Raw genomic sequence first — 24,567 nt, 5'->3', positions numbered from 1 at the left:
GAAAATCATGTCCGCTCCCTATATTGTCGCTGAATTGAGCTCTAACCATGCCAAGTCCCTAAAAACCGCTCTCTTGTCCTTAGAGGCTATCAAGACTAGCGGGGCCAATGCGGCCAAACTCCAAACCTACACCCCAGAATGCCTTACTCTCAAGACCAATCGCCCCCCCTTTGTGATTGAAGGGACTTTATGGGATCAACAAAGTCTCTATGAGCTCTACCAACGCGCGGCCATGCCTTTAGAGTGGCATGCCGATCTTTTTAACCACGCTAGAGGTCTTGATTTGGAGATTTTTAGCTCTGTTTTTAGTTTAAAAGGGCTTGAACTCTTAGAAAAGCTTCAATGCCCTTGCTATAAGATTGCGAGTTTTGAGATCACAGACTTAGAACTTATGGCTTATGTGGCCAGCACGCATAAACCCCTCATTATCTCAACAGGCATTGCTACGCACGAAAATATCTTAGATGCCCTAGAAGTGTGCGCCAAAGCGGGCAATGATCGCATCACTCTATTGCACTGCACCAGCGCTTACCCAGCACCCTTGCAACAGGCGAATTTGCTCGCCATGCCTAAACTCAAAGAGCTTTACCACACCGCCTATGGTTTGAGCGATCACACTTTAGGGCATTTGAGCGCGGTGATTGCCACCACCCTTAAAGCTTCCATGATTGAAAAACATTTTATCTTGGATAAAAGTTTAGAGAGTGTGGATAAAGATTTTAGCATGGACGCTGCAGAATTTAAGCAGATGGTGCAAGCAGTGCATGAGACTTATCTAGCACTAGGAAGTGGAGAGAGGGAGAAAAATCCCAAAGAAGGCCGCCAATTTGCCCGTAGCCTATTCATCACAAAGCCCCTTAAAAAGGGGGAAACTCTTACTAGCGATCATGTGCGCGCCTTGCGCCCCAATGCCGGACTTGCCCCTAAATTCCTATCTCAAGTCTTAGGCAAAAAGGCAAACAAAGATTTAGAATACGCCCACCCCCTCTGCTGGGAAGACCTTAATTAATTCTCCTTAGCCAAACACTTAGCACACACGACAAAGAGTTTCATGTCATGGCTAACTAGCTTGGCTTGAAACTTATGCACCACTTGAACTTGCCTCTCTTCTATCTCTTGGTCCACAAACTCGACGATCTCTCCACATTGCAGACAAATAATGTGATCATGGTGTTCTTTGGCTGCGATCTCGTAACGCCGTCCATTTTTATTGGTCTCCAAAGTGTAGATAAATCGCTCTTTTTCTAAGAAATTGAGGATTCGATAGACTGAAGAAATGCTTGTATTCTTGTCTCGTAAACGGATACTATGGGTGATCTCCTCAGGACTTAAATGCGTTCCACTTTTGTAAAGCACACTCACCACCTCCTCGCGTTGTTTGGAATTTTTTAATCCATTTTTTCTAATGGAAACTCTCAAACGCTCTAAAATGGACTCCAAGGTTTCTAACCGCCGCATTCTTAAACTCCTTTTTGGCATGAAACACCCATGCTTGCGCATGGCTAAACCTTTATCATAACATTATTTATTTAATGTCGTTTAATTTCTGAAATTCTATAGGGGAGTTACCCTCCCCCCATTTGGGGAGAGAAAAAGGGTTAAGCGTGTGGATGGCCTCCGGGATGGTGTGCGCCATGTCCATGGGGATGCCCGCCGTGTGGGTGTCCTCCATGAGAATGTCCTCCATGTGGATTTGCACCATGGGGGTGTCCGTGTGGGTGTCCGCCATGAGGGTTGCCCTTACTATGGGGATTGCCCTGAGCTCCAACATAAGAAATATGCCCATGCGCATCCACATCATAAGCTTGACCAAAACCTTTAACAAAACGCCCTTTAAGGAACTCTAACTTGATGAGATGAAAATCTTGCATATGGCGGATAGTTTCCAATCCGCGCCCTTTGCCGTGTTTGTTCAAGAAATTATCATAGACGCGATCAAACTCTGCCCCTCTTTCAACAAAGTGCAACTTTGTCCTATAGCGCAGGCGTTTACGCAAGATGGGAGATTTAGCACTCGCCTCATCTTCTAAAAACATTACCTCTACATTTTCAGGATGGGCTTTAAGACTTTTAAAATGCTCGGCCACCTCACTGACATAAATATAAAATTGTTTATGCCCGTTTTGCTCATCAAAAAGAAGCGCACTATAAGAACAAATTACTTCATTTTCAGGGCTAAGACTGGCGATACACACACTGCTAAAACCTTCGCGGAATTTTTCTAAATCTTCTTGCACACCCTTAAAGTCTGTGGTTTCAGAAATAGAAGTGCAAAGGGCGATGATGGCGTTTTTAATGCCTTCATTATCGCTCACTTTGGCAGGGTAATCAATTTTGAGCGCGCCATCTTTGCCTTCAAGAGTGTAAGCAATTTCGATGTGTTCCAAAGTAGCGGTTTTAAGATGTACGCCCTGCACGCCCTTGATTTGGCCAAATTTTCCTAATAACTTTTCCATATCACCTACATGGTTTTTATTCATGTGGTCTAAAATAAACTGAATTTCCATAAATGCTCCTTGTAAATTTTAAGGCCTCGCATTGTAGCATAGCAAGTTTAATCTCTAGTTTACTTTTGGAGACAAAATGACCCATATAATTTTAAGTGGAGGGAGCGGTAAAAGGTTGTGGCCTTTAAGCCGCGAACACTTTCCCAAGCAGTTTTTAAAACTTTATGGCGATCGCAGTTTATTTGGTCTGGCTTTAGAACGCTTGAATACAGAAGAATCCCACTTTTTGGTGGTGTGCAATGACGCGCATTATTTCCATGCTCTAGGGGAAGTTAGCCATGCGAACTTAGCAGATCGCACAGATTTTCTCTTGGAGAGCGCGAGCAAAAACACCATGAATTCTCTGATTTTAGCTGCCTTGAGTTCCGATCCTTGCGAAGTGTTGGTAGTCAGTCCTACCGATCATCTCATGGACATACAAGCCTTTAGAGAAGCCCTCAAAATTGCCACACAGCATGCCCAAGAAGATCAAATGATCCTCTTTGGAATTGCCCAAGAGCCTAGCTCTCAATACGGCTTTGTGCGTTGCAGCGCGCCTGAAAATGGAGTTTGCAGGGTATTAAGTTTTATAGAAAAACCTAGCCCTTCTCAAATTGAGGGATTGAGCGCGCAGGAGGGAGATTTTTATATCAATAGTGGGATGTTTGTCTTTAAAGCCGGAGTGTTTTTAGAGGCGTGCGCTGTGCATGTGCCTGCTATGTTGCAAGCCTGCCAAATCCTGTTTCAAAAAGCTAAAAAACTCCCAAATATCTTAAAATGTGAGGGCATGGAAATTTTGCAAGAGGGCTCGGTAGACATAGAATTATGGCAAAAATGCCCAGATTTAAAGCTAGTGCCCCTAAAAGCTAATTGGCAAGATGTGGGGCATTTTAAGAGTTTGCACAATAGTTTGCCTGCTGACGCACATGGCAATGTTTGCCACAATGGCAAATTAGAGAGCTATCAGTCTGCCCATAACTACGCCACTAGCACTAAGGATAAGCTCATATGTTTATTGGGCATAGAAAATTGTGTGGTCGTGGACACTCGAGATGCTTTATTGGTTGCAAGCCAAAGCCATTTGGACAGCCTTAAAAATGTGGTGGCTCAAATTGGGGAAAAATACCCCGCCTTATTGCAAAGTTACCCACTAGAATACCGCCCTTGGGGAAGTTTTGAGGTTTTATTGGATTATCCCGCTTTTAAGGTAAAATTGCTAGAAATCACGCCTCATAAACGCCTCAGTTTGCAAAGGCACAAACACCGCAGCGAGCACTGGGTCGTGGTGGAGGGGGTGGCCAGTGTGGTGATTGAAGAGCGCAACTTAAAAGTGCACACTAATGAGAGCGTGTTTATCAAACAAGGACAAATCCACAGACTGGGCAATGACACCAACCAGCCTCTAAAAATCTTAGAAGTGCAGTGCGGTCTGTGCGATGAAGCCGATATTGAACGCTTGCAAGATGATTACAAACGCCCCTAAAGGATCACTATGAAAAAAATCGCACTGATTAGCGGGATTACTGGACAAGATGGGAGTTATCTAGCGCGCTACTTGCTAGATTTGGGCTATGACGTGCATGGCATTAAAAGGCGCAGTTCTTCATTCAATACTGCGCGTATCGATTCTATTTATGAGGACACGCACACTAGCCATAACCGCTTTTTCTTACATTATGGCGATCTCACCGATTCGAGCAATATGACTAGCCTTGTGGCTAAAATCCGCCCCACAGAAATTTATAACTTGGCCGCTCAAAGCCATGTGCAAGTTTCTTTTGAAATGCCTGAATATACGGCTAATGTGGATGCTTTGGGGACTTTACGCCTTTTAGAAGCGATGCGTTTTTTAAATCTCAAAGACACCCGCTTTTATCAAGCGAGCACCTCAGAACTTTATGGAGAAGTGCTAGAAACTCCCCAAAATGAGAACACCCCCTTTAACCCTAGAAGTCCTTACGCGGTGGCTAAACTCTATGCCTATTACATCACCAAAAACTACCGCGAAGCTTATGGATTCTTTGCCGTCAATGGGATTTTGTTTAACCATGAAAGCCCGGTTAGAGGAGAAACTTTTGTAACCCGCAAAATTACGATGGCCATTAGTCGCATGCTTTTGGGTTTGCAAGATTGTTTGTATTTGGGCAATTTGGATGCCAAACGCGACTATGGGCATGCAAAAGACTATGTAAAGGCGATGCATTTGATTTTACAACACAAAGAGCCGGTAGATTTTGTGGTCGCTAGTGGGGAAACAATGAGTATTCGAGAATTTACTCGGCGTTGCTTTGCGCGTGTGGGAGTGATTTTAGAATTTAGAGGAGAAGGGTTAGAAGAGGTGGGGGTGATCCGTGGATTTGAATCTAGCGACCTATGTGTCGATCTCAAACATTCTCTCAAAAAAGATCAAATTGTGGTGCGTGTAGATGCCCGCTATTTCCGCCCCACAGAAGTGGATTTACTCCTAGGCGATCCTTCCAAGATTGAGCGCGAATTAGGCTGGAAGCGTGAGTTTAGTGTAGACGATCTCATTACAGATATGTTAAGAAGCGATTTGGTTTTGGCCAAGAAAGAGGCGTTAGTGCGCTAGGGCGCAAAACGCCCGGGTTTTTTCCACCACCCCTGTGCATAAGCCCAATAAAAAATCCCTGAACGGATATAGGTTTCTACACAGATAACAACAAAGAGCCATTTAATATCCATGCCACTTTTGAGCAAAACATACATGGGGGCAATGCGTAACAGCCATATGCTAGTAGTGTTGATATATAAGGAAATTTTAGCCATCCCCGCCCCCCTAAAAACCCCATCCAGCACAAAGAGAAAAATCAAAGGCATTTGAGAGATTCCTACAGCTATGAGATACCAAGCAGCCACTTCGATCACCTTGGGGTTTTGAGAGAAAATCCCTGCAAAAGGTTTAGCAAAAACCACCATGAGTATTCCTAAAAACCCTAAGAGAGACCCTGCTACCTTTAAAGTCGTGCGCACATAATCTTGCGCTACCTCTATACGATTAGCCCCTAAATTCTGCCCAACCAACACCATGCAAGCGATGGTAAAACCTAGTCCGGGCATAAAGCTAAAGGTTTCCACGCGCAAACCCACCTGCATCCCTGCCAAAATGACATCGCCATAACTTGCAACAAATTTAGACACTAAAACCATAGAAAAAAGACTTAAAAGCCGCTCAAATCCAGAAGGCCAGCCCACATGCCAAGTGCGCTTAAAACATTGCCAATCAAATTTCCATCTGAATTCAAGAGGGGTGTTTTTGATGGCAATCACTCCAAATAAAATCGCCAATTCTAAAAACGCCGCAATCACATTAGCTAAAGCCGCTCCAGCAATGTCTAAGCGCATAAAACCATACTTGCCAAAGATAAGCGCATCGTTTAAGAATAAACAGAGCACGCTCATGGCCGTTTTGATAAGCAGGGGAGTTAGAGTATCAGAGAGGCTAGCTAGAGCGGCTACCATGACATTTTTGACAAAAATAGCGGGCATGGCAAAAATAAAAATGCGCAAATATTCTTGAGCTAGGCGGTTTGCCTCTCCACTCACACCCATCCAATGCACAAAGGGGGCGATCCCCAAAAAACCCAGCGCACAAGCTAGCGCACAAATGCCCATCGCCCCTATAAGGATACTTGAATAACCCGCTGCCAAGTTTTCCATATCTTGCGCCCCCACTAGGCGACTCAAAATAGCATTTGTGCCAATGAAAAAAATCGAGTTGATACAATAAAAGAGCAAGATATACTGCAACCCCACTCCCAACCCTACAATATGGGTGTCTGAGAGTCGTCCCATAAACACGGTAGAAATAGCAATGACAAAAATTTCCAAAAAATTATTGCTTGCTGAGGGGAGAGCCAACATCAGAATTTTTTTAAGCTTTTCCATAAGTCTATGCTACCATAAAAGCGTTTTGGCTACCCCAAGTGCACGTGCCCAAAAAATTAGAGAATGTAGTCTTAGTCCTGTTTGCGGAAAATAAACTTGTCAATTTTAAAAAAGATGATCGCGCCGATTGTTTGTCCGATAAAGAGATTGAGCCAAAGAGGTGTGTGCAACCACTCAAACAAAAGCATAAAGGGCAACATCACCACGGCCGAAACCATCCAACGCACCCAATAAATGAAAAACAAGCGGGTTTTATATTCCTCAAAAAATTTCATCAACTCTCCTAAGATAATCTCATGCAAGGATAGCAAAATTAGGCGCATTGTTGGTTACCCCCTCCTTATAAGGCTAATATTTTTTTAGCAACTCTTGGATGCGTTGGCCATAATGGCTGTCCGCCTTTTTAAAGTGTTCTAGCTGGCGTTTGATGATGTCTTCAGACACACCTTGCATCGCATCGGCGATGTTTTGACAAGTACGCTCCTGCTCATCTTTGGGCATCAAGCGGAAGAGATCGCCCGCTTGGGTGTAGTAATCCGTGTCATGATCGCGGAAATTGTAAGCATAAGCTGCCATTTCATCCTCAAGCTTGCCAAGATCGAGTTTAGGTTCGCGCGCATGAGGGGCTTCTTTATAGCCGGGCAAGGAGCTAGGCTCGTAGTTGCGCATCGCACCGTCATGCCCATTATTCATAAAACCATCGCGTGAAGAGGTTGCAAAAGGACAACGAGGCGCATTGACCGGTAGCTGACTATGGTTAATCCCTAGCCTATAGCGGTGGGTATCCCCATAGGCAAAGAGTCGCCCTTGTAGCATGCGATCAGGGCTATAACCCACACCGGGCACCACATGGGCGGGGTTGAAAGCGGATTGTTCCACCTCAGCAAAATAATTTTCGGGGTTTTTATTGAGCTCTAAAATGCCCACTTCGATCAAGGGGTAGTCTTTATGACTCCACACTTTGGTAACATCAAAGGGGTGGAATTTGTAGTTTTTGGCATCGCTCTCAGGCATCACCTGCACACAAAAACGCCATTTAGGATAGTCTTTTTTCTCAATGGCTTCAAACAGATCGCGTTGGTGCGAATCCATGTCGTGCATGCGAATCTTAGCCGCTTCCTCGCTGGTGAGGTTTTGGATACCCTGCAAGGTTTTAAAGTGGAATTTCACCCAAAAGCGTTCGTTTTTTTCATTGACAAGGCTGAAAGTGTGGCTACCATAGCCATTCATATGGCGGTAACTCTTAGGAATCCCCCGATCGCTCATTAAAATGGTGATTTGGTGCAAACTCTCAGGCACTAAGCTCCAAAAGTCCCAAACCATCGTAGCGTCTTTTAAATTGGTCTTGGGGTGGCGTTTTTGAGTGTGGATAAAATCGGGGAATTTGAGCGGATCGCGGATAAAAAACACGGGGGTGTTATTGCCCACGATGTCCCAGTTACCCTCTTCTGTGTAGAGCTTGAGCGCAAAGCCCCTAGGATCGCGCTCGGCATCTGCTGATCCCTTTTCACCCGCCACGGTGGAAAAGCGCAAAAAGCAAGGGGTTTTTTTACCCACCTGATTAAAAAGTTTGGCTTTGCTGTATTTGGTGATTTCTGTGTTAGTGATGGTCAAAGTCCCATAAGCTCCACTCCCCTTAGCGTGCACCACGCGCTCAGGAATGCGCTCGCGATCAAAATGGGCGAGTTTTTCTAAAAACCAAGTGCTTTGGAGTAAAACAGGTCCTCTAGGTCCTGCTGTGAGGACATCTTGATTATTGCCAATAGGCGCGCCAACGGCATTGGTAAGAACAACATCTTTATCCATGAAAACCCTTTCAAAATAGATTTTTCTTTGGGGAAACCCCGTTGAAAATTATAACGCAGGATGGATAAACGCGCCTATTTTGGGGAGAAAAAATGTGGGGATTTGCTTTAAGAATCGTTACTCATCGTAATCTTTAAAAACTATAGCCGATACTCCCTCCCACAAAATTATACCCAGCATTGATAGCTGTAAGACTGCCATTGGAATAATGCTTGAGAAATATCTCATAAGATAGCGCTCCCTTGCCCTTGGCCACATTGTGGGCATATCCAAGAAAAACTTTTTCTCCAAAGGTGAAAGCGGAACCTATGCGAATCCCTTGTTTGGTGCGGATATAAATACCAAATCCAAGACCCACATAAAGACCTGTGCGGAAAATGGGCAAATAAATATCTTGGGCTACACCAAAGATAAACATATAGAATGTCTTTTTGGCATAGTCTCCTACAAAGGTTTCTAATTCGGCAACAAGTCTTCCAGGAATGCGGAAAAAGCGATCGGGTTGGGCGTAGTGGATTCCAAAATCTCCTAAACTAGCAAAACCCCGCCCCCCAAACTCCACCCCGCCCACAAGAGAGATCATATTTCTTTTGCCTAAAAAAGGGCCTTTGAGAGGTTGTGTAGACTCGCCATAACAAGGCGATAGAAAGATTAGGAGCAGGAGAGATGAGAGATGAGAGATGAGAGATGAGAGATGAGAGATGAGAGATGAGAGATGAGAGATGAGAGATGAGAGATGAGAGAATCGAGTGGCTTTGCAATCCATGCTGTTATTGTATCTTTCATGCTTTTTAGTATAAACTGTTCAATATAGAATCACTTCAAGACGCACAAGGTTAATATTTTGAATCTTAAAGCTACCTTGTTATTTTTTCCTCTATCTCTTTTGGCTTTTGATTATAAAATCAGTGGGCGTGTGGGATCGTTGTCCCGCATTGGTTTTAACCATTCGGCAATCAACTCAGATAAAGGGATTTACCCGACAGGCACTTATGTTACCGCTGTGGGGGCTTTGCAAATTGATGTGAACTTACTGCCTAAATCTGTGAGCGCGCATAAGTTGAGTGCAGGGCTTGGGGGCGAGTTAGGGGGATTGGCTTTTGACTCCACTAAAACACTCATCGATCAAAGCAAGCCGAATGCAGGATTTCAGCCGGCTAACTGGTATTACATTGGGCGTTGGCAGGGCTATTTAATGAACGCTCCGTGGCACCGCTCCCTTTATGGAAATAGTGTCAACACACGCGATTACATTCTTTATAGCGCCTATATGAGTTACTCTTATAAAGATATTGCAGGCTGTCAAGCGGGGCGTTACCGTAGCCATGCGCTTTTTTTAAGCGGTTACAATCAAGGGTTTGAGTGTTTTGTGCAAAAGGGAGGGTGGCACTTGGAGTGGTTTAGCACTTATGGGCGTGGGCGGGCGAGTTTGCAATATATCCGCGATTTTTACGCTCCCGTGCAATACCGCTACGCAAATGGGGCGCGCACTAATTATGGCATGCATGCTATAGATTTGCGTTGGCATCAAAAATCTTGGGATGTGCGGGCCTTTTTGTGGTTCTATCCTAAGAATTTTGCTGCTCCCGGGGGGCAGATTTCTTATGACACTCAGGGAAAGCTGGGGAATTGGCGTATCCAAACCCATTTTTATTGGTGGTTACCCATCTACAACCGCGCCTTGTCCCATACATATTGGCGCAGCAGTCTTATTAATCATATCAGCGCCTCCTTGCTCATGCAACAAAATTTTTTCATCCGTAAGCATCATTTTGGCTGGAGCGTGTATAAAAATTTTGGAAACGCTAATGCCCAAGTAGCACGCTTTGGCACACCCATTAAATACGACACCAAAGACAATACACCTTACGAAGGCCGTTTAGATAATCTTTATAATAGCAATGCGCTCACTCTGGTCGCACGAGGTGGGGGGACTTATGCTAAGTTTTCTTGGGAACTTTTGGGGAGACTTACCTACTCTCCTAGAGCCAATGAAGAAAGTTTGGGCTTGACTTGTTTTTATAACATGAATAAACATGTCCGCATGATGCTTAGGTTCAATTATTACGAAGTGTCTACACATAGAGGGTATAAAGTGGGCGATTTTGGCGCGCTCAACCTAAGCTTTGCTCCCACCACTCAAGACCGCTCTTACATGATGACTTCCATTCGTTACCAATTGTAAAGTGATGGGCGATCATCTTATCTTTTTAAGTTTAACTGCTATATGCTATGTAATATAAAATCAAAAACAAAAAGGCAGTGTCATGTTTGACTTTTTCTCTAAAGAGCGCACACATCAAGTAGATGATAAGGACGCGCAAATCCGCTCGCTACAGAAAAAGCTAGATGTTTACAAACAACTTGTAGATTTATGCGCTCATGAGGGTCTTATTGGGATTAAAGATGATAAGATCGTTTTTAAAAGTGGGCGCGTTGCAGAGGTGGTGGGTTTAGAGCAAAAGGCAAGCGAGTTGGCCCACGCCAATCAAACTTTTAAGTTTAACGATCAGGCTTATACACTCACAAGTAGGCGTATTGATGACACGCTTTACCACTCCTTTAGCCAAAATGTGGAGTGTATCGAGCAATTAGGCAAGAGCAATATCTTTAACCTCTATTATGAGAGCATGAAAGATGGAGTAGAGGGTATCCAGCAAACTTTGCAAAATATTCTTACAGACTCTAATACCTTAGTAGAAGCAGCTACTAATGGCAGTAAGCATGCTCAAGGGGCTTTAGACCAAATTGCCAATACAAGCCAAAGAATTGACACTCTTTATACTAAGATGCAAAATGCAATTGTGCTTACAGACTCTTTAAACAAGCGCAGTAGCGAAATCACTCAAGTTATTTCCCTTATCGATGACATCGCCGAACAAACCAATCTATTAGCGCTCAATGCTGCTATTGAAGCCGCACGCGCAGGCGAACATGGAAGAGGTTTTGCGGTGGTGGCTGATGAGGTCAGAAAACTGGCCGAAAAAACCCAAAAAGCCACCAAAGAGATTGCTGTAGTGGTTAAATCTATGCAACAAGAAGCTAGCGACATCCAAAGCAATACAAACGAGACCAATACTATTGTTGGGGACATCAAGGATGATGTGAGCAATATCCAAGTCTTTGCGTATAATAATGGACTTGTGGCCGATGCAGCTCTCTTTTCCATTGAGAATTTAAATAATAGAGCTTTTTGTGGATTAGCTAAAGTGGATCACCTTGTTTACAAAAGCAATCTTTATGGTTTGGTTTTCAACGCTCCAAATTCCTTTAAAGTAATCAATGGCCATGAGTGTCGCTTAGGCAAATGGTATCATGAGGGCAAGGGCAAAGAGCAGTTCTCTGACACGCCCAGTTACCGCAATTTAGAATCTTGCCATAATGGTATCCATGATGAAGCTAATGCGTTGGCCAATTTGCTTAAAGAGCCCAGCAGGGCAACCTCTCATGCCATTGAGCAAGGAATCCGCACAGTAGAACAACATGCTAAGAGTGTGCGCGACACCATTGATAAGATGTTTCATGAAAAACAGGATCAGCTTAATAAAAAGGTCGCCGACATGCTTGCAACCCTGAAAGAAATCCCAGAGAATTAATTGTTTTCCTTTTTACCTGCATTGCGCGCACTCAAACACGCCCGCTTGTATCGCGAGCGTGTCCTTTATCCCGATCATTTGGCTGACTTTGCCTCTAATGATTATTTGGGCTTGAGCAGTTATACCCCTCTTTTAGATCAAGCCTTTGAAAAGTTGCGTGCATTTTCCAGCCACGCCCCTAAAGCCTCCATGTTACTCAATGGCTACCACTCACTCCATGCAGAGCTAGAAGAGTTTTTAAGCGCGCGTTTAGGGTATGAAGCCTGCTTGTTGCTAGGAAGTGGCTTTTTGGGCAATGTGGCCCTGATCGATTCTTTAGTGCGCAAACAAGATAAGCTTTTTATGGACGCGCATTATCATGCTAGTGGGCAATTCTTGGCTAAAAAATTACCCAACGCCTGCTTTTTTGCCCATAACAGCGTGCAAGAGTTAACCCAAAAACTCCAACAACACCGCGCACACAACACTAAGGGGCGCATTTTTATCGCCATTGAGGGCGTGTATTCAATGGATGGGCATGTTGCCCCCAAAGAGTTTTATCATCTAGCCCAAGAATACGAGGCCTATTTGATTTTAGATGAAGCCCACAGCTTGGGCGTGCTAGGGCGGGATTTAGGGGGGTACTTGAGTTATTACCACCTAAAACCCATGCCTAATTTGATTGTTTTAGGCACTCTCTCTAAGGCTTATGGGAGTTATGGGGCTTTTATTGGTGCGAGCGTGCAGGTGATAGATTTTTTATGCAACCGCGCTAAGAGTGTGATCTACACCACAAGCCCCTCTTTACTTGAGAGTGCCCTAGCTTTAGCCCACCTAGAATACCTTTATGATCATCTGCCTAATTATGTTGCCATGTTAGATCGCATGCGCGCGCTGTGTGCGCAAGAGCTAGGTTTTAGCACTCCTAGCAACATCTTAACACTTCCTTTTCCCAACATACAGACTCTATTAGAAGCGCACCAAAGCCTACTCCAACAAGATTTATTATGCGCCCCCATCCGCCCCCCCACCACACCCAAACCCCTTTTAAGAGTGTCTTTAAATATCCAGCCTCAAAACACATTAGAGAGATTGAAAAGATTATGCGGAGCGATTAGGGTTCTTTTGCAAAAATAAAATATAAGTCCCGCTAAGAGGGGCTATACTTGTTTAAAACACCATAGAGTGAGGTGGTTTGAATAAATTTAGAAACATCACGCCCCGCCTCTTTAGAGTTGCAAGCCTACTATTTTTTCCACATAGACAGGCACATATTTTAGAGCAATCGGGGGATGTGGGGTTATTTTTTAGGATGCCGCACGGCTATGGTGTTTGCCTTGACATTAAAGGGCTCATTTGTGGGCGGGTTGTGGCTAGGGCATACGGGGACAATCCACCATTTCTCCCCATACCCCTCAATTTTCACATGCGCCCCCCGATCGGCATCTCTAGGACAATCCAAATAACAACATGGGATTTTCATGTATTTGCGGTAATAGTCAATCCAAGAATCATGATCAAATTTTTTTGCTTCAGAGTCTCCGCTTCCTTTGACATGTTGAATAGTGGTCCCCTTATCAAGTTCAACGATCTGTGGGGTGTTTTGGTTTGCCTTATTATCTTCCATTGACATAAAATTATAGAATTTCATTTTAGCTCCTTGAAGTCTATTGATATTTCCACCACCGCCAGCAGTCCATGCCTAAAAGTTCTCCAACATCACTAGGATTTGCAATGCGGATTTCATCTTGCTCATTTTTTGTAAAACACTCCGCAGTGAAACCATGGCAGTTATTTGTAAGCGGGTCATAATCTCTCTTTTCGCCCTTGTGTTTTTTTGCATACACAGCTGCCTCCGGATCTCCCACCGCTTTTTTACCTCTACATGAAACAAAAATAGGTTTGCCATCAGAAAATCCTTGAACATCACAAGGCTCAATACGACCCGTTTTCCTCAGATGTATAATATTCTTTCCCTGACCACCGATATAAATGCCAGAGTGTGCAAACTTTCTTCCAATTAAATCGCACAACACTATGCTACCCACGGCAGGCATCCCCTCAATTGGGTCATTATTAGACCAATCGTCTTCTCTGTGAATGTTATATTTGCTTATCACATGTTCATAAAATTCACTCACTACTTCATCCGCTAGTTCTATCAATTTCTTCGTTGCCCATAACGTAGCTAGACCCGCTAAAGGTGCAATAACAATAGGTAACATTTTTACCTCCTAACTTTCTTTAGCATTTTTTTCGTCTAACGACTCAACCACCTTTTTTGCTATCGATCTCACCATTAATGCCCCAACTACAGGGACAACAACAAGGGGTAACATTTAATCCCCTAATCCAACAACTTCAAAGCTTCTTGGTAAAGCGCAAAGTTTTTCACTACCCAGTCTTTGAGCTGATCGACTTTTTGGGGTGATACACCCATCTCTTTAGCATAAGAGTAAATCGCGTCTCTCTCGTTGTCATGCCAACGGCTATCAGCTAGGGCCACAGAGGTTAGCTCTAGCAAGGTGGCATGTTTGGCGTGGTTGGTGGTGAAAATTTTGCCTAAAGTATTTAAAGGCACTTCTTTTTCAGAGATGCCATGCTCGCATTGCTTTTTAATCGTGTCCAACGCGCCTAGTTGCAACTCGTGCAGCACGCCATCGGCTTCAATAACCTTTCTAGCCAAATACAAAAACACTTGTTGTTGCTCAACGCTCAAATCTTGGATAAACATATTTGCTCCTTTGTTGTTGTTTAATCACGCTCCCCACTCACCCAAAAATAGACGCCCAAAACCCCTTTTCTTGAGATTTCTTCAAATTTTGTGGCACGGCTCTAGTCCCCTTTTTAACAACCCAAGAGGGGTCGTTGGGTCGTGGGGGGTTGTGACTAGAGCACACCGGCACGATATAGTATTTGTTACCGATACGATCCACTTTAATATGTGCGCCTATGCTAGCACTTTGATTACATTCAATATTGCAACAAATGGGATTGGAATCGCCTGAATAGATTTTGTAAAATTCAATCCATGTTTTAGCTTGGGGGTTAGGTATATAGTCGCTAGTCCCGCCAAGGTGCTTGACTTTCTCTTCTCCAAGCGTTTCATAGATCAACTCTTGCTCAGCCATATAGCACTCCTTTTCTGTAAGACTAAAAAGGCAACCGCATTTTAGCGAGAGAGAGAGAGAGTCAAGGAGGCTTTTATAAAAGGGGGCGGTGTGCTTATTTGTCTAAACGCGATCTTTTTGCGCTACGCTATGAGCATTTAGCAGAGGTGTATATGAAAAATGTCTTAGTAACGGGGGCGACATCTGGGTTTGGCAGAGCGATCGCGCTAGCCTTTATCCAGGCAAATTATTTTGTGGTGGGCTTAGGCAGACGCAAAGAGCGTTTAGAAGAGTTAGAAAAAGCGTATCCGGCGCAGTTCAAGCCCCTATGCGTAGACCTGCAAGATAAAAAAGCCCTAGAAGCAGGGATTCAAAATATCTTGCAAGAAAAACCCATTCATCTATTGGTGAATAATGCGGGCTTGGCTTTAGGGCTGGACAAGGCATTTTGCGCGCATTTAGATGATTGGGAGACCATGATAGAGACTAATATCAAGGGCTTGGTGCATATCACGCGCCTAGTTTTGCCCTCGATGGTGGAGCGCAACGAAGGGCATATTATTAATATGGGTTCGATTGCGGGGACTTATCCCTATCCGGGCGGGAATATTTACGGCGCGACTAAGGCGTTTGTCAAGCAATTTTGCCTGAATTTGCGCGCGGATTTAGCCGATACAAAAATTCGCGTGAGTAATGTAGAGCCCGGATTGTGCGGAGGGACGGAATTTAGCCATGTGCGCTTTAAGGGCGATGTGCAAAGAGCAGAAGAGCTATACGCCCATGTGCCCTATGTGAGTCCTGAAGATATTGCTAATGTGGTGCTGTGGATATTTGAGCAACCACCGCATGTCAATATCAATCGTATCGAGGTGATGCCCGTAGCCCAAACTTTTTCCCCATTATATGTTTCCAAAACCCTAGAGGATTGAGCCCTAGCGGAGTTTAAACCTGCAGAGTTGAGCGCGTAGCAAGAAGTCCTTTTACAAGAATGGGAAGACACGCTACAGATGAGCAACGCGCACAAACGCCCCTTCAAAGAGGCGCAAAATTTAGCCCGCTCAGAAGTGTTTGAGCTTAAGAGGGTGTTTTTTCACTCAGAGGGCAAAGATTTAAGCCCCTTAGAATTAGAAAAATAAACTCTTTGACCTAACTTCCCTGAGTGAGTTTTGGTAGGATACATTCCTAGAGATAAGCTAAAGAGTGGCACAAGGTGTTATTTTGATAGTGCTGATGAGCAGAGTATGAAAGGCCATCCTATTTACTATCCAATCCCCCAACAATTTGTCTTCACCAAAGGCGATATTTCTGACTCTAGGATTTTAAAAGTTAATACAAATCTCACAGATTCTAGGGGGCGTTCCTTTTGGGATAAGGTCTTTGTGGATCATCCTAGGGATTGTCAAAAGCTTTTAGATCTAAACCCAAACGGTACTAAAGAATTGCCCAACTACCCAAACTATAATCTCTATTATAAACCCACTTTGTTAGCAGCTAATCAAGGAGATAGTTTAGATGGTGAGGAGTATATAGAGAGCGCGAGGTTTGGGCGCGTTATAGATGTCAAGGTGAAGGGAGATATTTTTACCATCGTTTATACCAACCTCATAGAAACTCTTAGCGACTTGGGAGGTGATCTGACAAAATCAGAGCGCTTGAGGATTTGGGAGGAAGATGGAGAGATCAATCCTAGTGGTAGCATCACCTATCTTAAATTTTTAGATGACAACACAGCGACCTTTGTTGTGGATGCCAATGGAGCATACACCAATGACTATTATAAAAAGTATCGCCCCATTAAATATTTCACACAAAAAGATGTCCCTAAAGTTTATGTCTGCCCTTACAGCGCAAAAACTCTCTTAGAAGCCATCCAAAAGAGACACCCAGAGTGGAAAAGCGATTCCTCCCCTCACTCACAATAATCATCCAAGTCCTCTCCCACACACAGGATATCCCTCCCATGCCCCTCGTATGCGCGCGCTTTTTTGGTATCTTTTGGCACCCCTAAGCCCTTTTGATACATGCTTGCTAACGATAGATAACAATAGGCATTCCCCATGTCCGCGCATTTTTGGTAGTAATGTGCTGCCTTTTTGTAATCGCGTGGGATATGGGGAGCACTAGGGTCATTTTCATCCTTTTCCCAACCGCCATAAAAATAAATATCGCCAAGCATGCCATAACCATCCTCATCTCCCAAATCTCCCGTCGCTTTTAAATACTCTAAACTCTTGCTAAGCAGTGTCCCTTCCATTTGTGCCAACTTGATATACCCCTGTGCGTCCCCTAACTCCCCTGCCTTTTTGTAATACTCCATCGCCTTATTCTCATCTACATACTTTCCCATGTTGGCGTAGGCGTAGGCATTCCCCATCGCCGCCGCCTTTTGAAAATACGCCACCGCTTTATGCCTATTTTCTAGGATAGTCCCCGTGCTAAGATTGCTGCTCTCATCTTGATAAATCAATCCCAGCTCATTATAGGCTTGGCTATCCCCCTTTACCCCTGCTTTTTCTAGCACCGCTACTGCCTTAAGATAGTATTGCTTGGCTTTTTTAAAGCTACGCTCAAATCTGAAATCGCCCGCAGCATAATAGTAGCCTAGTGTTGTGTAGGCATTAAAGTCGCCCATTTCCCCCGCCTTTTCAAGATAAGACGACCCCTTTTGAAAAATTTTTTGCTTGTATTGGACTTCTTGGGAGTATTGGCTAAAGTCTTTAAGACTGCAAGTATGGTTGTTCCATTGAACTCTAAGATAAAGAAATCCAACTCTTTCATAGATACCTGCCCTCTTTGGGTTCAACTCTAGGGCTTTGTTAGCATATGACAGTGCTTTCTCGCAAGCAAAAGGCTCTCCCTTAGCATTTTTGGCTATTCTGCCATCTGCGACCATGTCTGCTAGCTCAAGATAGGCATCTGCTACCCCCATCTCTCCGGCTTTCTTAAAGTAGTTAAAGGCTTTTTTGCCCTTTATATCCATATTTACATATTGCCCATAGTAATACATCAAGCCCAAATGATAGAACGCCTGCGCCTCTCCTCTTTGTGCCTCCTGTTTGTAAAGTTTAAAAGCTTTGGGGTAGTCTTTCCTCTTATAAGCTACCTCTGCTTGCTCTAAAAGCGTTGCCTTGTCTTGAGCACTTAACACACCTACCGCTAACAACACCGCGATCATAGACTTCTTTAACATCATCCTCTCCTAGTTATTTGAGAATTAAACCCAATGACTTAAACTTTTTAGATAACTACCATAGGTTTTAGAATGATGAGATTAGTTAAAATTTGTCTTATGTGGATAAGTTGGATCGCCCTAATTTACGCCCAAGAAGCCACACCCACTCAAATTGATTTCCCCGGACATGTCAATTCTGAATGTGTTTTAAAATTTATCTCTTTAGTGGAGCATAGCTCTTTTAACTTCAAGCAGTGGGATAGCGATCACAAAGGCATCAAGTGGCTTAAAAGTCATATCTCCTATTACATAGACACATGGGATCAAGAGCACATCATGGCTAAATTGTATTTCAACTGGCAACAAGACCCCAAGCACCCTAGATTCTTAGGCACGGGCACCATAGGCTGGGCAAATTACAATCTCAAAACGCACACATTGCAGGATCTATACGGGACTAATCTCACCTTCCCCCTAAAATACGCCCACCAACTAGAAACATGTTTGCAATTTTGCGATGCCAGCCAAACTAAAGCCTTGCAAGCGCGCTTTAAAGATCAAGAAGTGCAAACCCACCCCCTAAAAGTCATCACGGGCAAGGGCAGGGCGTATTTTTACTCTGCTCCTAATAAGCATTGTAACCCTCTTCATATCACGGGTGTTCCCCCTAAATCGCAACGCCCCTTATTACTACGACAGCTTACAAAATCCCAAGATTTTAAAAGACATGCTAAAAGACAACCCTACCATGTGTTTAAGCCCCAAATACTTAAGCCCAAAATCTAAGCAAACCTGCCTACAACTCTTTAAAGCCCAAACCTACAACACTAAGGACATTCAAGAGCAATTACACCTTGTGCGCCTGATCTCTATTGATGATAGCCCCTGTGTGTATTTAGACCCTAAGGACAAGCTCCAAGTTTTCAAGTCTGACAATACTCTTTGTCAAGCCCTACAAAAGATGAAATTTTAAAACAATTTATGCCCTTTTACTTTAGTTAAAATTCTTAATTCTTAAACCTCTGCTTAAAGAATTTCCAATATATTTAATATGATCCCAATCTGCGCATTTTTAAAGGAGTGCCATGCAGAAATTAATACTCTTAGGGCTGTGCTTTTTAAGTGTTCTGCAAGCCACGCCGTATTTTTTTAGGAATTTTCACTCTGCCCATTTAGAGCGCGCGATCCACTTGCACCGCAAACTTCAAAAAGAAATCCAAACCTGTGCGCAACTCAATACCCTGCCACACTACACCCCCACAGGGGAGAGAAAAGCCGATTTCTGTAGCGCCGCGTTTAAAAGATCGGCCACTCTGTCCTACGATCTGGCTTTGGGTTTTTTGGTGAGTGGCAAAGACGCATACGCACAAAGAGCTCAAGAGATTTTAGAGCAGTGGGCACAACATCTCAAGCTCGTCAGCTCTAAGGAGGCTAAAAACCTCATCAACTTTTACATGCCCTACATGAACATGGCTTATCTCTTCATACGCTCCAGATTTGCTAGCCCTCTATTCGAGCAGTTCTCTTCTAACATGCTAGCCTACGCGCGCTATAACAAGGACAATAACATCGGGGCTTGGGCGATTCTGTTGGGTGTGAGTAGCGCGCTTGTGGCCAACGACCATGATCTACTCCTAAAAATGTCTCATAAATGGCAAAAGTGGATTTTAGATGCCATTGATGGAGAGGGTGTGATGGCAAAGGAGATCGTGCGTAGCAACACCGCTAACTACAATAGTGGACCCACTAAGGGCATCAAGGGCATTGCCTACACGCATTTTGCCCTCACCCCCATCAGCATAGCCGGGCAACTGCTCGCAGAAAATGGCTTTGATCTATGGCACAGCCACGCAGCACAGAAACTTTTTAAAGCCTATGACAAAAGCGCGCAATGGGTGCTCGACCCTAAAAGCTTCCCCTACTACCAACCAAATTTAATAGGGTTGCATCATGACGCTTATTTTCTTCTATTAAACCAATATTACAAGAGCACAGCAGGACAACAAGCCATTAAACAAGGGGATTTTAAAGGCGATCGTTTTAGGTTGCAGTTTAATGATGATTTAAGACTAGCTGAATAAGTGGGTTGTTTTAGCACAGATTTGAACCCCCTCATTTAGAATCTGTCTATTCTTGCTGTAATTTCTTGGCCAAGTCAAGCACTTCTTGAATTTGGCCATTATTGAGTTTGCCCTCATGCACAAAGCGCACTTTACCCGCCTTGTCCAACACAACCACTAAACTTTCCTGCTTTTTTAAATCCCAAGCTTTTTGCACCGCCCCCTCATTGTCCATCACCACTTGGCTTTTGGGATGTTTTCTTTTGGCTTTTTTGGTTTCCCCGCGCACAAAAAGCCCTGTGCCCATAAGGGCATCGTCCACATTGATAATGTTTGTAGTTTGGTATTTATTTTCATCAAAATGTTGCGCAACAATGCTATCCATGAGAGGCTGGTTTTTTGCCTTAACACTCTTGCGTCCGGCAATATGCTGCACAATGCGCACTTTTCCTAGTAGATTTTTACTATCCCACACTCTGTATTGTATGGAATCTCCATCTAAAATAAGCTCACCCTTATCTTGCACCACCACACCTGCTAGGGGTTGATTGAGGGCAATATTGCTCGCATCTGCTATGCCCAATACCAATAAAAAACTTCCAACTATCTTTTTCAAAACACGCACCTCAGACAAAAAAATTTGGCGATCATACTATAGTTTAGATCATATCCACGATTCAAGTTCACGACCCTACTCCTCATCTTCATCGGGTTTTTTAGGAGGGGGTGGGGGTGGAGGCTTGGGGGGGTCTTTAAAAGGCGGACCTTTTTGGAGCATTTCTGTAAGCATGGCGGCTTTTTGAGGATCCATTTTAGCCAAAATTTTACCCATGTCTTTGGCTTCTAGGGTGGAGAGAATTTGTGCGGCTTGGCTGGGGGGGAGGTCTTGTAAAATGGGAGCAGCTTTGGAATCTTTCATCTTGGCATAAGTGCTAGAAAGTTTGCTTTGACTGCCCTCTTTGATTTCTTTAAGCAATTCCTCATTTTTGGCGATCAATTTTTTGAGCTTTTTCTCATTTTCTTCTTGAGTGGTTTTGAGTTGCGCCTCTTTATTTTCAATTTCCTTCAATTTAGCACTCAAGGCTTTTTCGCGCTCGACCACCTTCGCGCTCCGCTGATCTAAGAGGTGTTGGGTTTCATTCTGCAAAGTCTGCAAAGTGAGGGCGCGCTGTTGGAGCATTTGAAGCTGTTGATCGATCTCTGCTTTTCTGGATTCAAAAATAGCGCTGCATTGTAAAAACTGCCTAGAAGTGGAGTCTTTTGGAGTCTCTAGGGTGGGGAAGGGTTTGGGAGGCTTGGCATTGTGATTTTCTGCGCCCCAAAGAAGCCCCACACAGATCATATAAAGCGCGAATCTAGGCATGGCGCGCCTTTTGGTTTTGGACAAACACGCTCAAACCAATGGCATCCATTTCTCTATGCTCCACCTTTTTCAAGCGCGCTAGCTTTTTTTGGGTCTCTAAAGTCTCTAAATAGGCGATTTTTTCGTATTCAACCATAGCTTCTTTATACTCTGCTCGCAGGCGCAAGTCATCTTGTTTGAGCAACTCAATTTCATGATTGAGGTGATCGATTTCATAGCGATAATTTTGTTTAAGGGTGTTCAGTTGAGCAAAATTGCCAAACCCTCCCATAATAGGCACGCTCAATCCGTTAAGCTCTTCAATCAAAACTTGCAAGGCACGCTCCTTGCCCACGATTTTGGCCTGATTATTAGCAATGGCAATCTCGCACCTTTGCACAATTTGTTGCTTGATCTTTAGCAGAGCTTTAAATTGGCTCATCTTAGCACCATTTCCTCACGCTTAGGGCTGGTAGAAACCATGCTAATGCGCACCCCTACCAATTCTTCAAGAGCTAGAATATATTCTTGGGCTTGTTTGGGCAGATCGCCAAAGCTTTTTGCTCCCGCACTGCACTCCCAGCCCTTAAAGCGCTTGTATACCGGTTGCACTCCCTCTAGGCAATCAGGCATGCCAGTGAAAGTTTGCCCCTGCCTGCTATAACCCACGCTCACCAAAATTTCCTCTAAGCCATCCAATACATCTAGTTTCATTAAGGCTAGTTCTGTGCACCCGTTCAAACGGCAAGCGTATTTCACCGCCAACGCGTCAAAATACCCGCAACGGCGCGCGCGCTTGGTGGTCGTGCCAAACTCATGCCCTTTTTGGCGCAAAAATTCGCCCATCTCTGCGCATTCTTCTGTCGGAAAAGGACCATTGCCCACCCGCGTGCAATACGCCTTAGCCACGCCTATGATGTTATTAATATCTCTCACACTTAGACCACTCCCACTACAAGCCCCAGCGACAATGGTTGTAGAGCTGGTAACAAAGGGATAAGTTCCAAAATCAATATCAAGCATGCTCCCCTGTGCGCCCTCTAATAAAATTTTCTTTCCAGCGTCCACGCCCTCCCATAAAAGTTCTGTCGTATCGGCAATATAGGGCAAAATAAGGGGAGTGTAGCGATCTAGATAATCATTAATGGCGCGCATATCAACTTGTGCTTGCACTTGGGCCAAATAGGCTTCTAGGCGTTCTTTTAGATAATTGGGGTGGCGCAAATCCCCCACACGCAACCCCAAACGACCGATCTTGTCTTGATAAGCAGGCCCAATTCCCTTGCGCGTGGTGCCTATGGCGTTTTTAGATTCTTGGTGTGTTTCTAGCATTTGGTGATAAGGTAAAATCAAATGCGCACGGCTACTCACAAAGAGGCGACCCTTTAAATCTGAAAATTGCGCAATCTCAGAGGCCAGCGCGTCTAAAGCGACCACAACGCCATTACCGATGACATTTTTACACTGAGGATACAACACACCTGAGGGAATGAGATGGAGGGCGTAAGTGTGATCATTGGCCACTATGGTATGGCCCGCATTGTGCCCGCCTTGAAAACGCACAATAAAATCATAGTCCCCGGCTAAGCGATCGACTATTTTACCTTTGCCCTCATCCCCCCATTGCACCCCCACAACCACATCTGCCATTTTTATCCTTTTGCCAAATTATACAAAGAGAGACTGCACGCTCTCATTGTGGTAAACGCGCCGAATCACCTCTGCAAATAAAGGCGCAACACTTAAAATTGTAATTTTTGGATGAGTCCCTTTAAGGGGGATAGAATTACTCACCACCACCTCATCTAGCGCGCTTTCTTGAATGCGCTTTTTGGCATTCCCGCTTAAAACTGCATGCGTGCCAATGGCCATCACTGAGCGCGCCCCTCTTTCTTTGAGCATGCTAGCTGCTTTACAAATGGTCCCGGCAGTATCCACCATGTCATCGACTAAAATAATATCTTTCCCCTGCACTTCCCCGATAATATTCATCACTTCTGATTCATTGGCCCTCTCACGCCGTTTGTCCACAATCACTAAATCCATGCCTAGCTGGCTAGCAAAATAACGCGCACGCGCCACACCACCAATATCTGGGCTAGCTACCACCGGGTTTTTAAAATCTTTAGAGCAAATATAATCTCTAAAGATGATCGAGCCGTAAAGATTGTCTACTGGAATGTTAAAAAATCCTTGAATTTGTCCGGCATGCAAATCCATAGTGATCAAACGATCGATGCGCACGGTTTGCATGAGATCAGCTACAAGTTTAGCACTAATGGGCACTCTGGGAGCAGCTTTGCGATCCTGTCTGGCATAGCCAAAATAGGGCACTACAGCTGTGATCGAATTAGCCGAGCTGCGGCGCAGAGCATCCACCATGACCAATAGCTCCATCAAATTATCATTCACAGGCGCGCAAGTAGGCTGGACGATGTAAACATCACGCCCGCGCACCGACTCGCTAATTTGCACATTGATCTCCCCATCACTAAAACGCCCTAAAACAACCTTAGAGAGTCCCACGCCTAAATGTTTGGCGACCTCCTTACCAAAACTAGGGTGCGCGCTCCCGCTAAAAATTTTAAAACTTCGTGTCCGCATACGCTCTTTCCTTAAGCAGTGAAATAAGACTTGGCTTTTTCTTTGAGAGTTTGGTAAATGGCTTCAAAATCCACACCATATACCCGTGTATCCCCAATCACGCTGATAAAATTGGTGTCTTTGGCAAAACGAGGCACTAAATGCCCATGCAAATGCGCGGCAATCCCGGCTCCACCCGCATCCTTGAGATTAAAACCCATGTTGATTCCCGATGCGCCAAAGTCATAGAGAAGTTGCACGCCCTCATAAATGCGTTGTTGCAAGTGCTGCCAATCTTGCAAACTCAAAAGTTCAGGGCTGTCTACATGTTGGTGGGGGATCACCATGAAATGTCCGGGATTATAAGGGTAGCGATTCATCAAAATTATCCCATGCGCATCTCTGTGCAAAACATGGTTAGTGGTGTCCAAATGAGGGGCTTTGCTAATGGCGCAAAACACGCAATCTTGTGAATCTGTCCCTTGCAAATAAGGACTGCGCCAAGGCGCATAGAGGCGTTGCATTAT

29 protein-coding genes and 1 pseudogene are annotated in these 24,567 nt (G+C 44.3%); 13 read left to right on the top strand and 17 right to left on the bottom strand.

Annotated features, from left to right (window positions below):
* Positions 1 to 4 precede the first annotated feature (4 nt).
* On the top strand, positions 5 to 1,009 hold the full coding sequence (gene pseI, locus HFELIS_RS07590) for a pseudaminic acid synthase (protein WP_041302901.1): 1,005 nt from the start codon (positions 5 to 7) through the stop codon (positions 1,007 to 1,009).
* On the opposite strand, the gene fur is transcribed toward pseI, so the two are convergent.
* Positions 1,006 to 1,458 carry a ferric iron uptake transcriptional regulator gene (gene fur / locus HFELIS_RS07585; protein WP_013469965.1) on the bottom strand — a complete coding sequence of 151 codons (453 nt, stop codon included), beginning with the start codon at positions 1,456 to 1,458 and terminating at the stop codon, positions 1,006 to 1,008. The genes pseI and fur overlap by 4 nt on opposite strands.
* A gap of 140 nt (positions 1,459 to 1,598) precedes the next feature.
* Positions 1,599 to 2,507, bottom strand: a complete 909-nt coding sequence (locus tag HFELIS_RS07580; RefSeq protein ID WP_013469964.1) for a HugZ family heme oxygenase — start codon at positions 2,505 to 2,507, stop codon at positions 1,599 to 1,601.
* A 76-nt stretch (positions 2,508 to 2,583) separates the two neighbouring features.
* Between HFELIS_RS07580 and HFELIS_RS07575 the strand changes: the two genes are divergently transcribed.
* Both HFELIS_RS07575 and gmd read left to right on the top strand, forming a co-directional pair.
* Positions 2,584 to 3,969, top strand: a complete 1,386-nt coding sequence (locus HFELIS_RS07575; protein WP_013469963.1) for a sugar phosphate nucleotidyltransferase — start codon at positions 2,584 to 2,586, stop codon at positions 3,967 to 3,969.
* A 9-nt stretch (positions 3,970 to 3,978) separates the two neighbouring features.
* Positions 3,979 to 5,076, top strand: a complete 1,098-nt coding sequence (gene gmd, locus HFELIS_RS07570; RefSeq protein WP_013469962.1) for a GDP-mannose 4,6-dehydratase — start codon at positions 3,979 to 3,981, stop codon at positions 5,074 to 5,076.
* Here the strand turns inward: gmd and HFELIS_RS07565 are convergent.
* The 4 genes from HFELIS_RS07565 to HFELIS_RS07550 all read right to left on the bottom strand — a co-directional run bounded on the left by HFELIS_RS07565 (position 5,073) and on the right by HFELIS_RS07550 (position 8,781).
* Positions 5,073 to 6,392: an MATE family efflux transporter gene (locus HFELIS_RS07565; protein ID WP_013469961.1), complete on the bottom strand. Its 1,320-nt coding sequence runs from the start codon at positions 6,390 to 6,392 to the stop codon at positions 5,073 to 5,075. The two genes, gmd and HFELIS_RS07565, sit on opposite strands and share 4 nt — an antisense overlap.
* 71 nt (positions 6,393 to 6,463) lie before the next feature.
* A complete protein-coding gene (locus tag HFELIS_RS07560) occupies positions 6,464 to 6,715 on the bottom strand; it encodes a hypothetical protein (protein ID WP_013469960.1) in 252 nt (83 codons plus the stop codon).
* 25 nt (positions 6,716 to 6,740) lie between these two features.
* Complete coding sequence (locus tag HFELIS_RS07555; RefSeq protein ID WP_013469959.1) at positions 6,741 to 8,198, bottom strand: catalase; 1,458 nt, start codon at positions 8,196 to 8,198, stop codon at positions 6,741 to 6,743.
* Between the two features lie 133 nt (positions 8,199 to 8,331).
* Positions 8,332 to 8,781, bottom strand: coding sequence for an acyloxyacyl hydrolase (locus tag HFELIS_RS07550; RefSeq protein ID WP_013469958.1), 450 nt, complete (start codon positions 8,779 to 8,781; stop codon positions 8,332 to 8,334).
* Between the two features lie 261 nt (positions 8,782 to 9,042).
* Between HFELIS_RS07550 and HFELIS_RS07545 the strand changes: the two genes are divergently transcribed.
* The 4 genes and pseudogenes from HFELIS_RS07545 (at position 9,043) to HFELIS_RS07535 (ending at position 12,910) form a co-directional block, all read left to right on the top strand.
* On the top strand, positions 9,043 to 10,383 hold the full coding sequence (locus HFELIS_RS07545; RefSeq protein ID WP_013469957.1) for an outer membrane family protein: 1,341 nt from the start codon (positions 9,043 to 9,045) through the stop codon (positions 10,381 to 10,383).
* Positions 10,384 to 10,465: 82 nt separating this feature from the next.
* Positions 10,466 to 11,227, top strand: a pseudogene (locus HFELIS_RS09610) (methyl-accepting chemotaxis protein); the annotation flags it as partial.
* The gene (locus HFELIS_RS09605) at positions 11,228 to 11,794 is read left to right on the top strand and encodes a CZB domain-containing protein (RefSeq protein ID WP_231844226.1); all 567 of its coding nucleotides are present in this window, start codon (positions 11,228 to 11,230) and stop codon (positions 11,792 to 11,794) included. It abuts the pseudogene before it with no gap.
* Positions 11,795 to 12,910, top strand: a complete 1,116-nt coding sequence (locus tag HFELIS_RS07535; RefSeq protein WP_013469955.1) for an aminotransferase class I/II-fold pyridoxal phosphate-dependent enzyme — start codon at positions 11,795 to 11,797, stop codon at positions 12,908 to 12,910.
* Positions 12,911 to 13,073: 163 nt separating this feature from the next.
* Here the strand turns inward: HFELIS_RS07535 and HFELIS_RS07530 are convergent, their stop codons facing one another.
* The 4 genes from HFELIS_RS07530 to HFELIS_RS07515 form a co-directional block, all read right to left on the bottom strand.
* Positions 13,074 to 13,424, bottom strand: coding sequence for a hypothetical protein (locus tag HFELIS_RS07530; RefSeq protein ID WP_013469954.1), 351 nt, complete (start codon positions 13,422 to 13,424; stop codon positions 13,074 to 13,076).
* A gap of 16 nt (positions 13,425 to 13,440) precedes the next feature.
* Positions 13,441 to 13,998 carry a hypothetical protein gene (locus HFELIS_RS07525; protein ID WP_013469953.1) on the bottom strand — a complete coding sequence of 186 codons (558 nt, stop codon included), beginning with the start codon at positions 13,996 to 13,998 and terminating at the stop codon, positions 13,441 to 13,443.
* Between the two features lie 122 nt (positions 13,999 to 14,120).
* Positions 14,121 to 14,507 carry a molecular chaperone DnaJ gene (locus tag HFELIS_RS07520; protein WP_013469952.1) on the bottom strand — a complete coding sequence of 129 codons (387 nt, stop codon included), beginning with the start codon at positions 14,505 to 14,507 and terminating at the stop codon, positions 14,121 to 14,123.
* Between the two features lie 37 nt (positions 14,508 to 14,544).
* Complete coding sequence (locus HFELIS_RS07515; protein WP_013469951.1) at positions 14,545 to 14,904, bottom strand: hypothetical protein; 360 nt, start codon at positions 14,902 to 14,904, stop codon at positions 14,545 to 14,547.
* A gap of 152 nt (positions 14,905 to 15,056) precedes the next feature.
* Between HFELIS_RS07515 and HFELIS_RS07510 the strand changes: the two genes are divergently transcribed.
* The 3 genes from HFELIS_RS07510 to HFELIS_RS07505 all read left to right on the top strand — a co-directional run bounded on the left by HFELIS_RS07510 (position 15,057) and on the right by HFELIS_RS07505 (position 16,805).
* Positions 15,057 to 15,812, top strand: coding sequence for an SDR family oxidoreductase (locus tag HFELIS_RS07510; protein WP_013469950.1), 756 nt, complete (start codon positions 15,057 to 15,059; stop codon positions 15,810 to 15,812).
* Positions 15,813 to 15,890: 78 nt separating this feature from the next.
* The gene (locus tag HFELIS_RS09515) at positions 15,891 to 16,019 is read left to right on the top strand and encodes a hypothetical protein (RefSeq protein ID WP_013469949.1); all 129 of its coding nucleotides are present in this window, start codon (positions 15,891 to 15,893) and stop codon (positions 16,017 to 16,019) included.
* Positions 16,020 to 16,124: 105 nt separating this feature from the next.
* Entirely contained in the window at positions 16,125 to 16,805 is a 681-nt protein-coding gene (locus HFELIS_RS07505) for a hypothetical protein (RefSeq protein ID WP_041302898.1), read from the top strand.
* Here HFELIS_RS07505 and HFELIS_RS07500 read toward each other — a convergent pair.
* On the bottom strand, positions 16,793 to 18,073 hold the full coding sequence (locus HFELIS_RS07500; RefSeq protein ID WP_041302896.1) for a tetratricopeptide repeat protein: 1,281 nt from the start codon (positions 18,071 to 18,073) through the stop codon (positions 16,793 to 16,795). The genes HFELIS_RS07505 and HFELIS_RS07500 overlap by 13 nt on opposite strands.
* A gap of 72 nt (positions 18,074 to 18,145) precedes the next feature.
* On the opposite strand from HFELIS_RS07500, the gene HFELIS_RS07495 reads away from it, so the two are divergent.
* The 3 genes from HFELIS_RS07495 to HFELIS_RS07485 all read left to right on the top strand — a co-directional run bounded on the left by HFELIS_RS07495 (position 18,146) and on the right by HFELIS_RS07485 (position 20,136).
* Positions 18,146 to 18,841: a hypothetical protein gene (locus HFELIS_RS07495; RefSeq protein WP_013469948.1), complete on the top strand. Its 696-nt coding sequence runs from the start codon at positions 18,146 to 18,148 to the stop codon at positions 18,839 to 18,841.
* Positions 18,804 to 19,028 carry a hypothetical protein gene (locus HFELIS_RS07490; RefSeq protein WP_148230005.1) on the top strand — a complete coding sequence of 75 codons (225 nt, stop codon included), beginning with the start codon at positions 18,804 to 18,806 and terminating at the stop codon, positions 19,026 to 19,028. The genes HFELIS_RS07495 and HFELIS_RS07490 overlap by 38 nt, the downstream gene beginning before the upstream one ends.
* 112 nt (positions 19,029 to 19,140) lie before the next feature.
* Complete coding sequence (locus tag HFELIS_RS07485; RefSeq protein WP_013469946.1) at positions 19,141 to 20,136, top strand: alginate lyase family protein; 996 nt, start codon at positions 19,141 to 19,143, stop codon at positions 20,134 to 20,136.
* A 46-nt stretch (positions 20,137 to 20,182) separates the two neighbouring features.
* Here HFELIS_RS07485 and HFELIS_RS07480 read toward each other — a convergent pair whose 3' ends face one another.
* The 6 genes from HFELIS_RS07480 to HFELIS_RS07455 all read right to left on the bottom strand — a co-directional run bounded on the left by HFELIS_RS07480 (position 20,183) and on the right by HFELIS_RS07455 (position 24,564).
* Entirely contained in the window at positions 20,183 to 20,740 is a 558-nt protein-coding gene (locus HFELIS_RS07480; protein WP_049777029.1) for a YtfJ family protein, read from the bottom strand.
* 66 nt (positions 20,741 to 20,806) lie between these two features.
* Positions 20,807 to 21,478, bottom strand: coding sequence for a MotE family protein (locus HFELIS_RS07475; protein WP_013469944.1), 672 nt, complete (start codon positions 21,476 to 21,478; stop codon positions 20,807 to 20,809).
* Positions 21,471 to 21,899: a flagellar FliJ family protein gene (locus HFELIS_RS07470; protein WP_013469943.1), complete on the bottom strand. Its 429-nt coding sequence runs from the start codon at positions 21,897 to 21,899 to the stop codon at positions 21,471 to 21,473. Before HFELIS_RS07470 ends, HFELIS_RS07475 begins: the two co-directional genes overlap by 8 nt.
* Positions 21,896 to 23,107: an adenylosuccinate synthase gene (locus tag HFELIS_RS07465; RefSeq protein ID WP_013469942.1), complete on the bottom strand. Its 1,212-nt coding sequence runs from the start codon at positions 23,105 to 23,107 to the stop codon at positions 21,896 to 21,898. Before HFELIS_RS07465 ends, HFELIS_RS07470 begins: the two co-directional genes overlap by 4 nt.
* Before the next feature lie 18 nt (positions 23,108 to 23,125).
* Positions 23,126 to 24,061, bottom strand: coding sequence for a ribose-phosphate pyrophosphokinase (locus HFELIS_RS07460; protein ID WP_013469941.1), 936 nt, complete (start codon positions 24,059 to 24,061; stop codon positions 23,126 to 23,128).
* An 11-nt stretch (positions 24,062 to 24,072) separates the two neighbouring features.
* Positions 24,073 to 24,564: an HIT family protein gene (locus tag HFELIS_RS07455; protein ID WP_013469940.1), complete on the bottom strand. Its 492-nt coding sequence runs from the start codon at positions 24,562 to 24,564 to the stop codon at positions 24,073 to 24,075.
* Between the last annotated feature and the right edge of the window lie 3 nt (positions 24,565 to 24,567).

This window comes from Helicobacter felis ATCC 49179, assembly GCF_000200595.1.
Taxonomy (GTDB): Bacteria; Campylobacterota; Campylobacteria; order Campylobacterales; family Helicobacteraceae; genus Helicobacter; species Helicobacter felis.
Note: the sequence above shows the minus strand (reverse complement) of the source record. Positions and strands in the feature narration are given on the sequence as shown.

Excerpts from the sequence above, each read along its gene's own strand:
- fur (WP_013469965.1), bottom strand. The coding sequence starts at position 1,458 with ATGCGGCGGTTAGAAACCTTGGAGTCCATTTTAGAGCGTTTGAGAGTT.
- HFELIS_RS07565 (WP_013469961.1), bottom strand. The coding sequence starts at position 6,392 with ATGGAAAAGCTTAAAAAAATTCTGATGTTGGCTCTCCCCTCAGCAAGC.
- HFELIS_RS07485 (WP_013469946.1), top strand. The coding sequence starts at position 19,141 with ATGCAGAAATTAATACTCTTAGGGCTGTGCTTTTTAAGTGTTCTGCAA.
- HFELIS_RS07525 (WP_013469953.1), bottom strand. The coding sequence starts at position 13,998 with ATGTTACCTATTGTTATTGCACCTTTAGCGGGTCTAGCTACGTTATGG.
- HFELIS_RS07560 (WP_013469960.1), bottom strand. The coding sequence starts at position 6,715 with ATGCGCCTAATTTTGCTATCCTTGCATGAGATTATCTTAGGAGAGTTG.
- HFELIS_RS07530 (WP_013469954.1), bottom strand. The coding sequence starts at position 13,424 with ATGAAATTCTATAATTTTATGTCAATGGAAGATAATAAGGCAAACCAA.
- HFELIS_RS07470 (WP_013469943.1), bottom strand. The coding sequence starts at position 21,899 with ATGAGCCAATTTAAAGCTCTGCTAAAGATCAAGCAACAAATTGTGCAA.
- HFELIS_RS07520 (WP_013469952.1), bottom strand. The coding sequence starts at position 14,507 with ATGTTTATCCAAGATTTGAGCGTTGAGCAACAACAAGTGTTTTTGTAT.
- HFELIS_RS07475 (WP_013469944.1), bottom strand. The coding sequence starts at position 21,478 with ATGCCTAGATTCGCGCTTTATATGATCTGTGTGGGGCTTCTTTGGGGC.
- HFELIS_RS07500 (WP_041302896.1), bottom strand. The coding sequence starts at position 18,073 with ATGTTAAAGAAGTCTATGATCGCGGTGTTGTTAGCGGTAGGTGTGTTA.
- HFELIS_RS09605 (WP_231844226.1), top strand. The coding sequence starts at position 11,228 with ATGCAACAAGAAGCTAGCGACATCCAAAGCAATACAAACGAGACCAAT.
- HFELIS_RS07495 (WP_013469948.1), top strand. The coding sequence starts at position 18,146 with ATGATGAGATTAGTTAAAATTTGTCTTATGTGGATAAGTTGGATCGCC.
- HFELIS_RS07575 (WP_013469963.1), top strand. The coding sequence starts at position 2,584 with ATGACCCATATAATTTTAAGTGGAGGGAGCGGTAAAAGGTTGTGGCCT.
- HFELIS_RS07580 (WP_013469964.1), bottom strand. The coding sequence starts at position 2,507 with ATGGAAATTCAGTTTATTTTAGACCACATGAATAAAAACCATGTAGGT.
- HFELIS_RS07505 (WP_041302898.1), top strand. The coding sequence starts at position 16,125 with ATGAAAGGCCATCCTATTTACTATCCAATCCCCCAACAATTTGTCTTC.
- HFELIS_RS07550 (WP_013469958.1), bottom strand. The coding sequence starts at position 8,781 with ATGATCTCTCTTGTGGGCGGGGTGGAGTTTGGGGGGCGGGGTTTTGCT.
- HFELIS_RS07465 (WP_013469942.1), bottom strand. The coding sequence starts at position 23,107 with ATGGCAGATGTGGTTGTGGGGGTGCAATGGGGGGATGAGGGCAAAGGT.
- HFELIS_RS07510 (WP_013469950.1), top strand. The coding sequence starts at position 15,057 with ATGAAAAATGTCTTAGTAACGGGGGCGACATCTGGGTTTGGCAGAGCG.
- HFELIS_RS07515 (WP_013469951.1), bottom strand. The coding sequence starts at position 14,904 with ATGGCTGAGCAAGAGTTGATCTATGAAACGCTTGGAGAAGAGAAAGTC.
- HFELIS_RS07555 (WP_013469959.1), bottom strand. The coding sequence starts at position 8,198 with ATGGATAAAGATGTTGTTCTTACCAATGCCGTTGGCGCGCCTATTGGC.
- HFELIS_RS09515 (WP_013469949.1), top strand. The coding sequence starts at position 15,891 with ATGAGCAACGCGCACAAACGCCCCTTCAAAGAGGCGCAAAATTTAGCC.
- HFELIS_RS07490 (WP_148230005.1), top strand. The coding sequence starts at position 18,804 with ATGTGTTTAAGCCCCAAATACTTAAGCCCAAAATCTAAGCAAACCTGC.
- gmd (WP_013469962.1), top strand. The coding sequence starts at position 3,979 with ATGAAAAAAATCGCACTGATTAGCGGGATTACTGGACAAGATGGGAGT.
- HFELIS_RS07455 (WP_013469940.1), bottom strand. The coding sequence starts at position 24,564 with ATGCAACGCCTCTATGCGCCTTGGCGCAGTCCTTATTTGCAAGGGACA.
- HFELIS_RS07460 (WP_013469941.1), bottom strand. The coding sequence starts at position 24,061 with ATGCGGACACGAAGTTTTAAAATTTTTAGCGGGAGCGCGCACCCTAGT.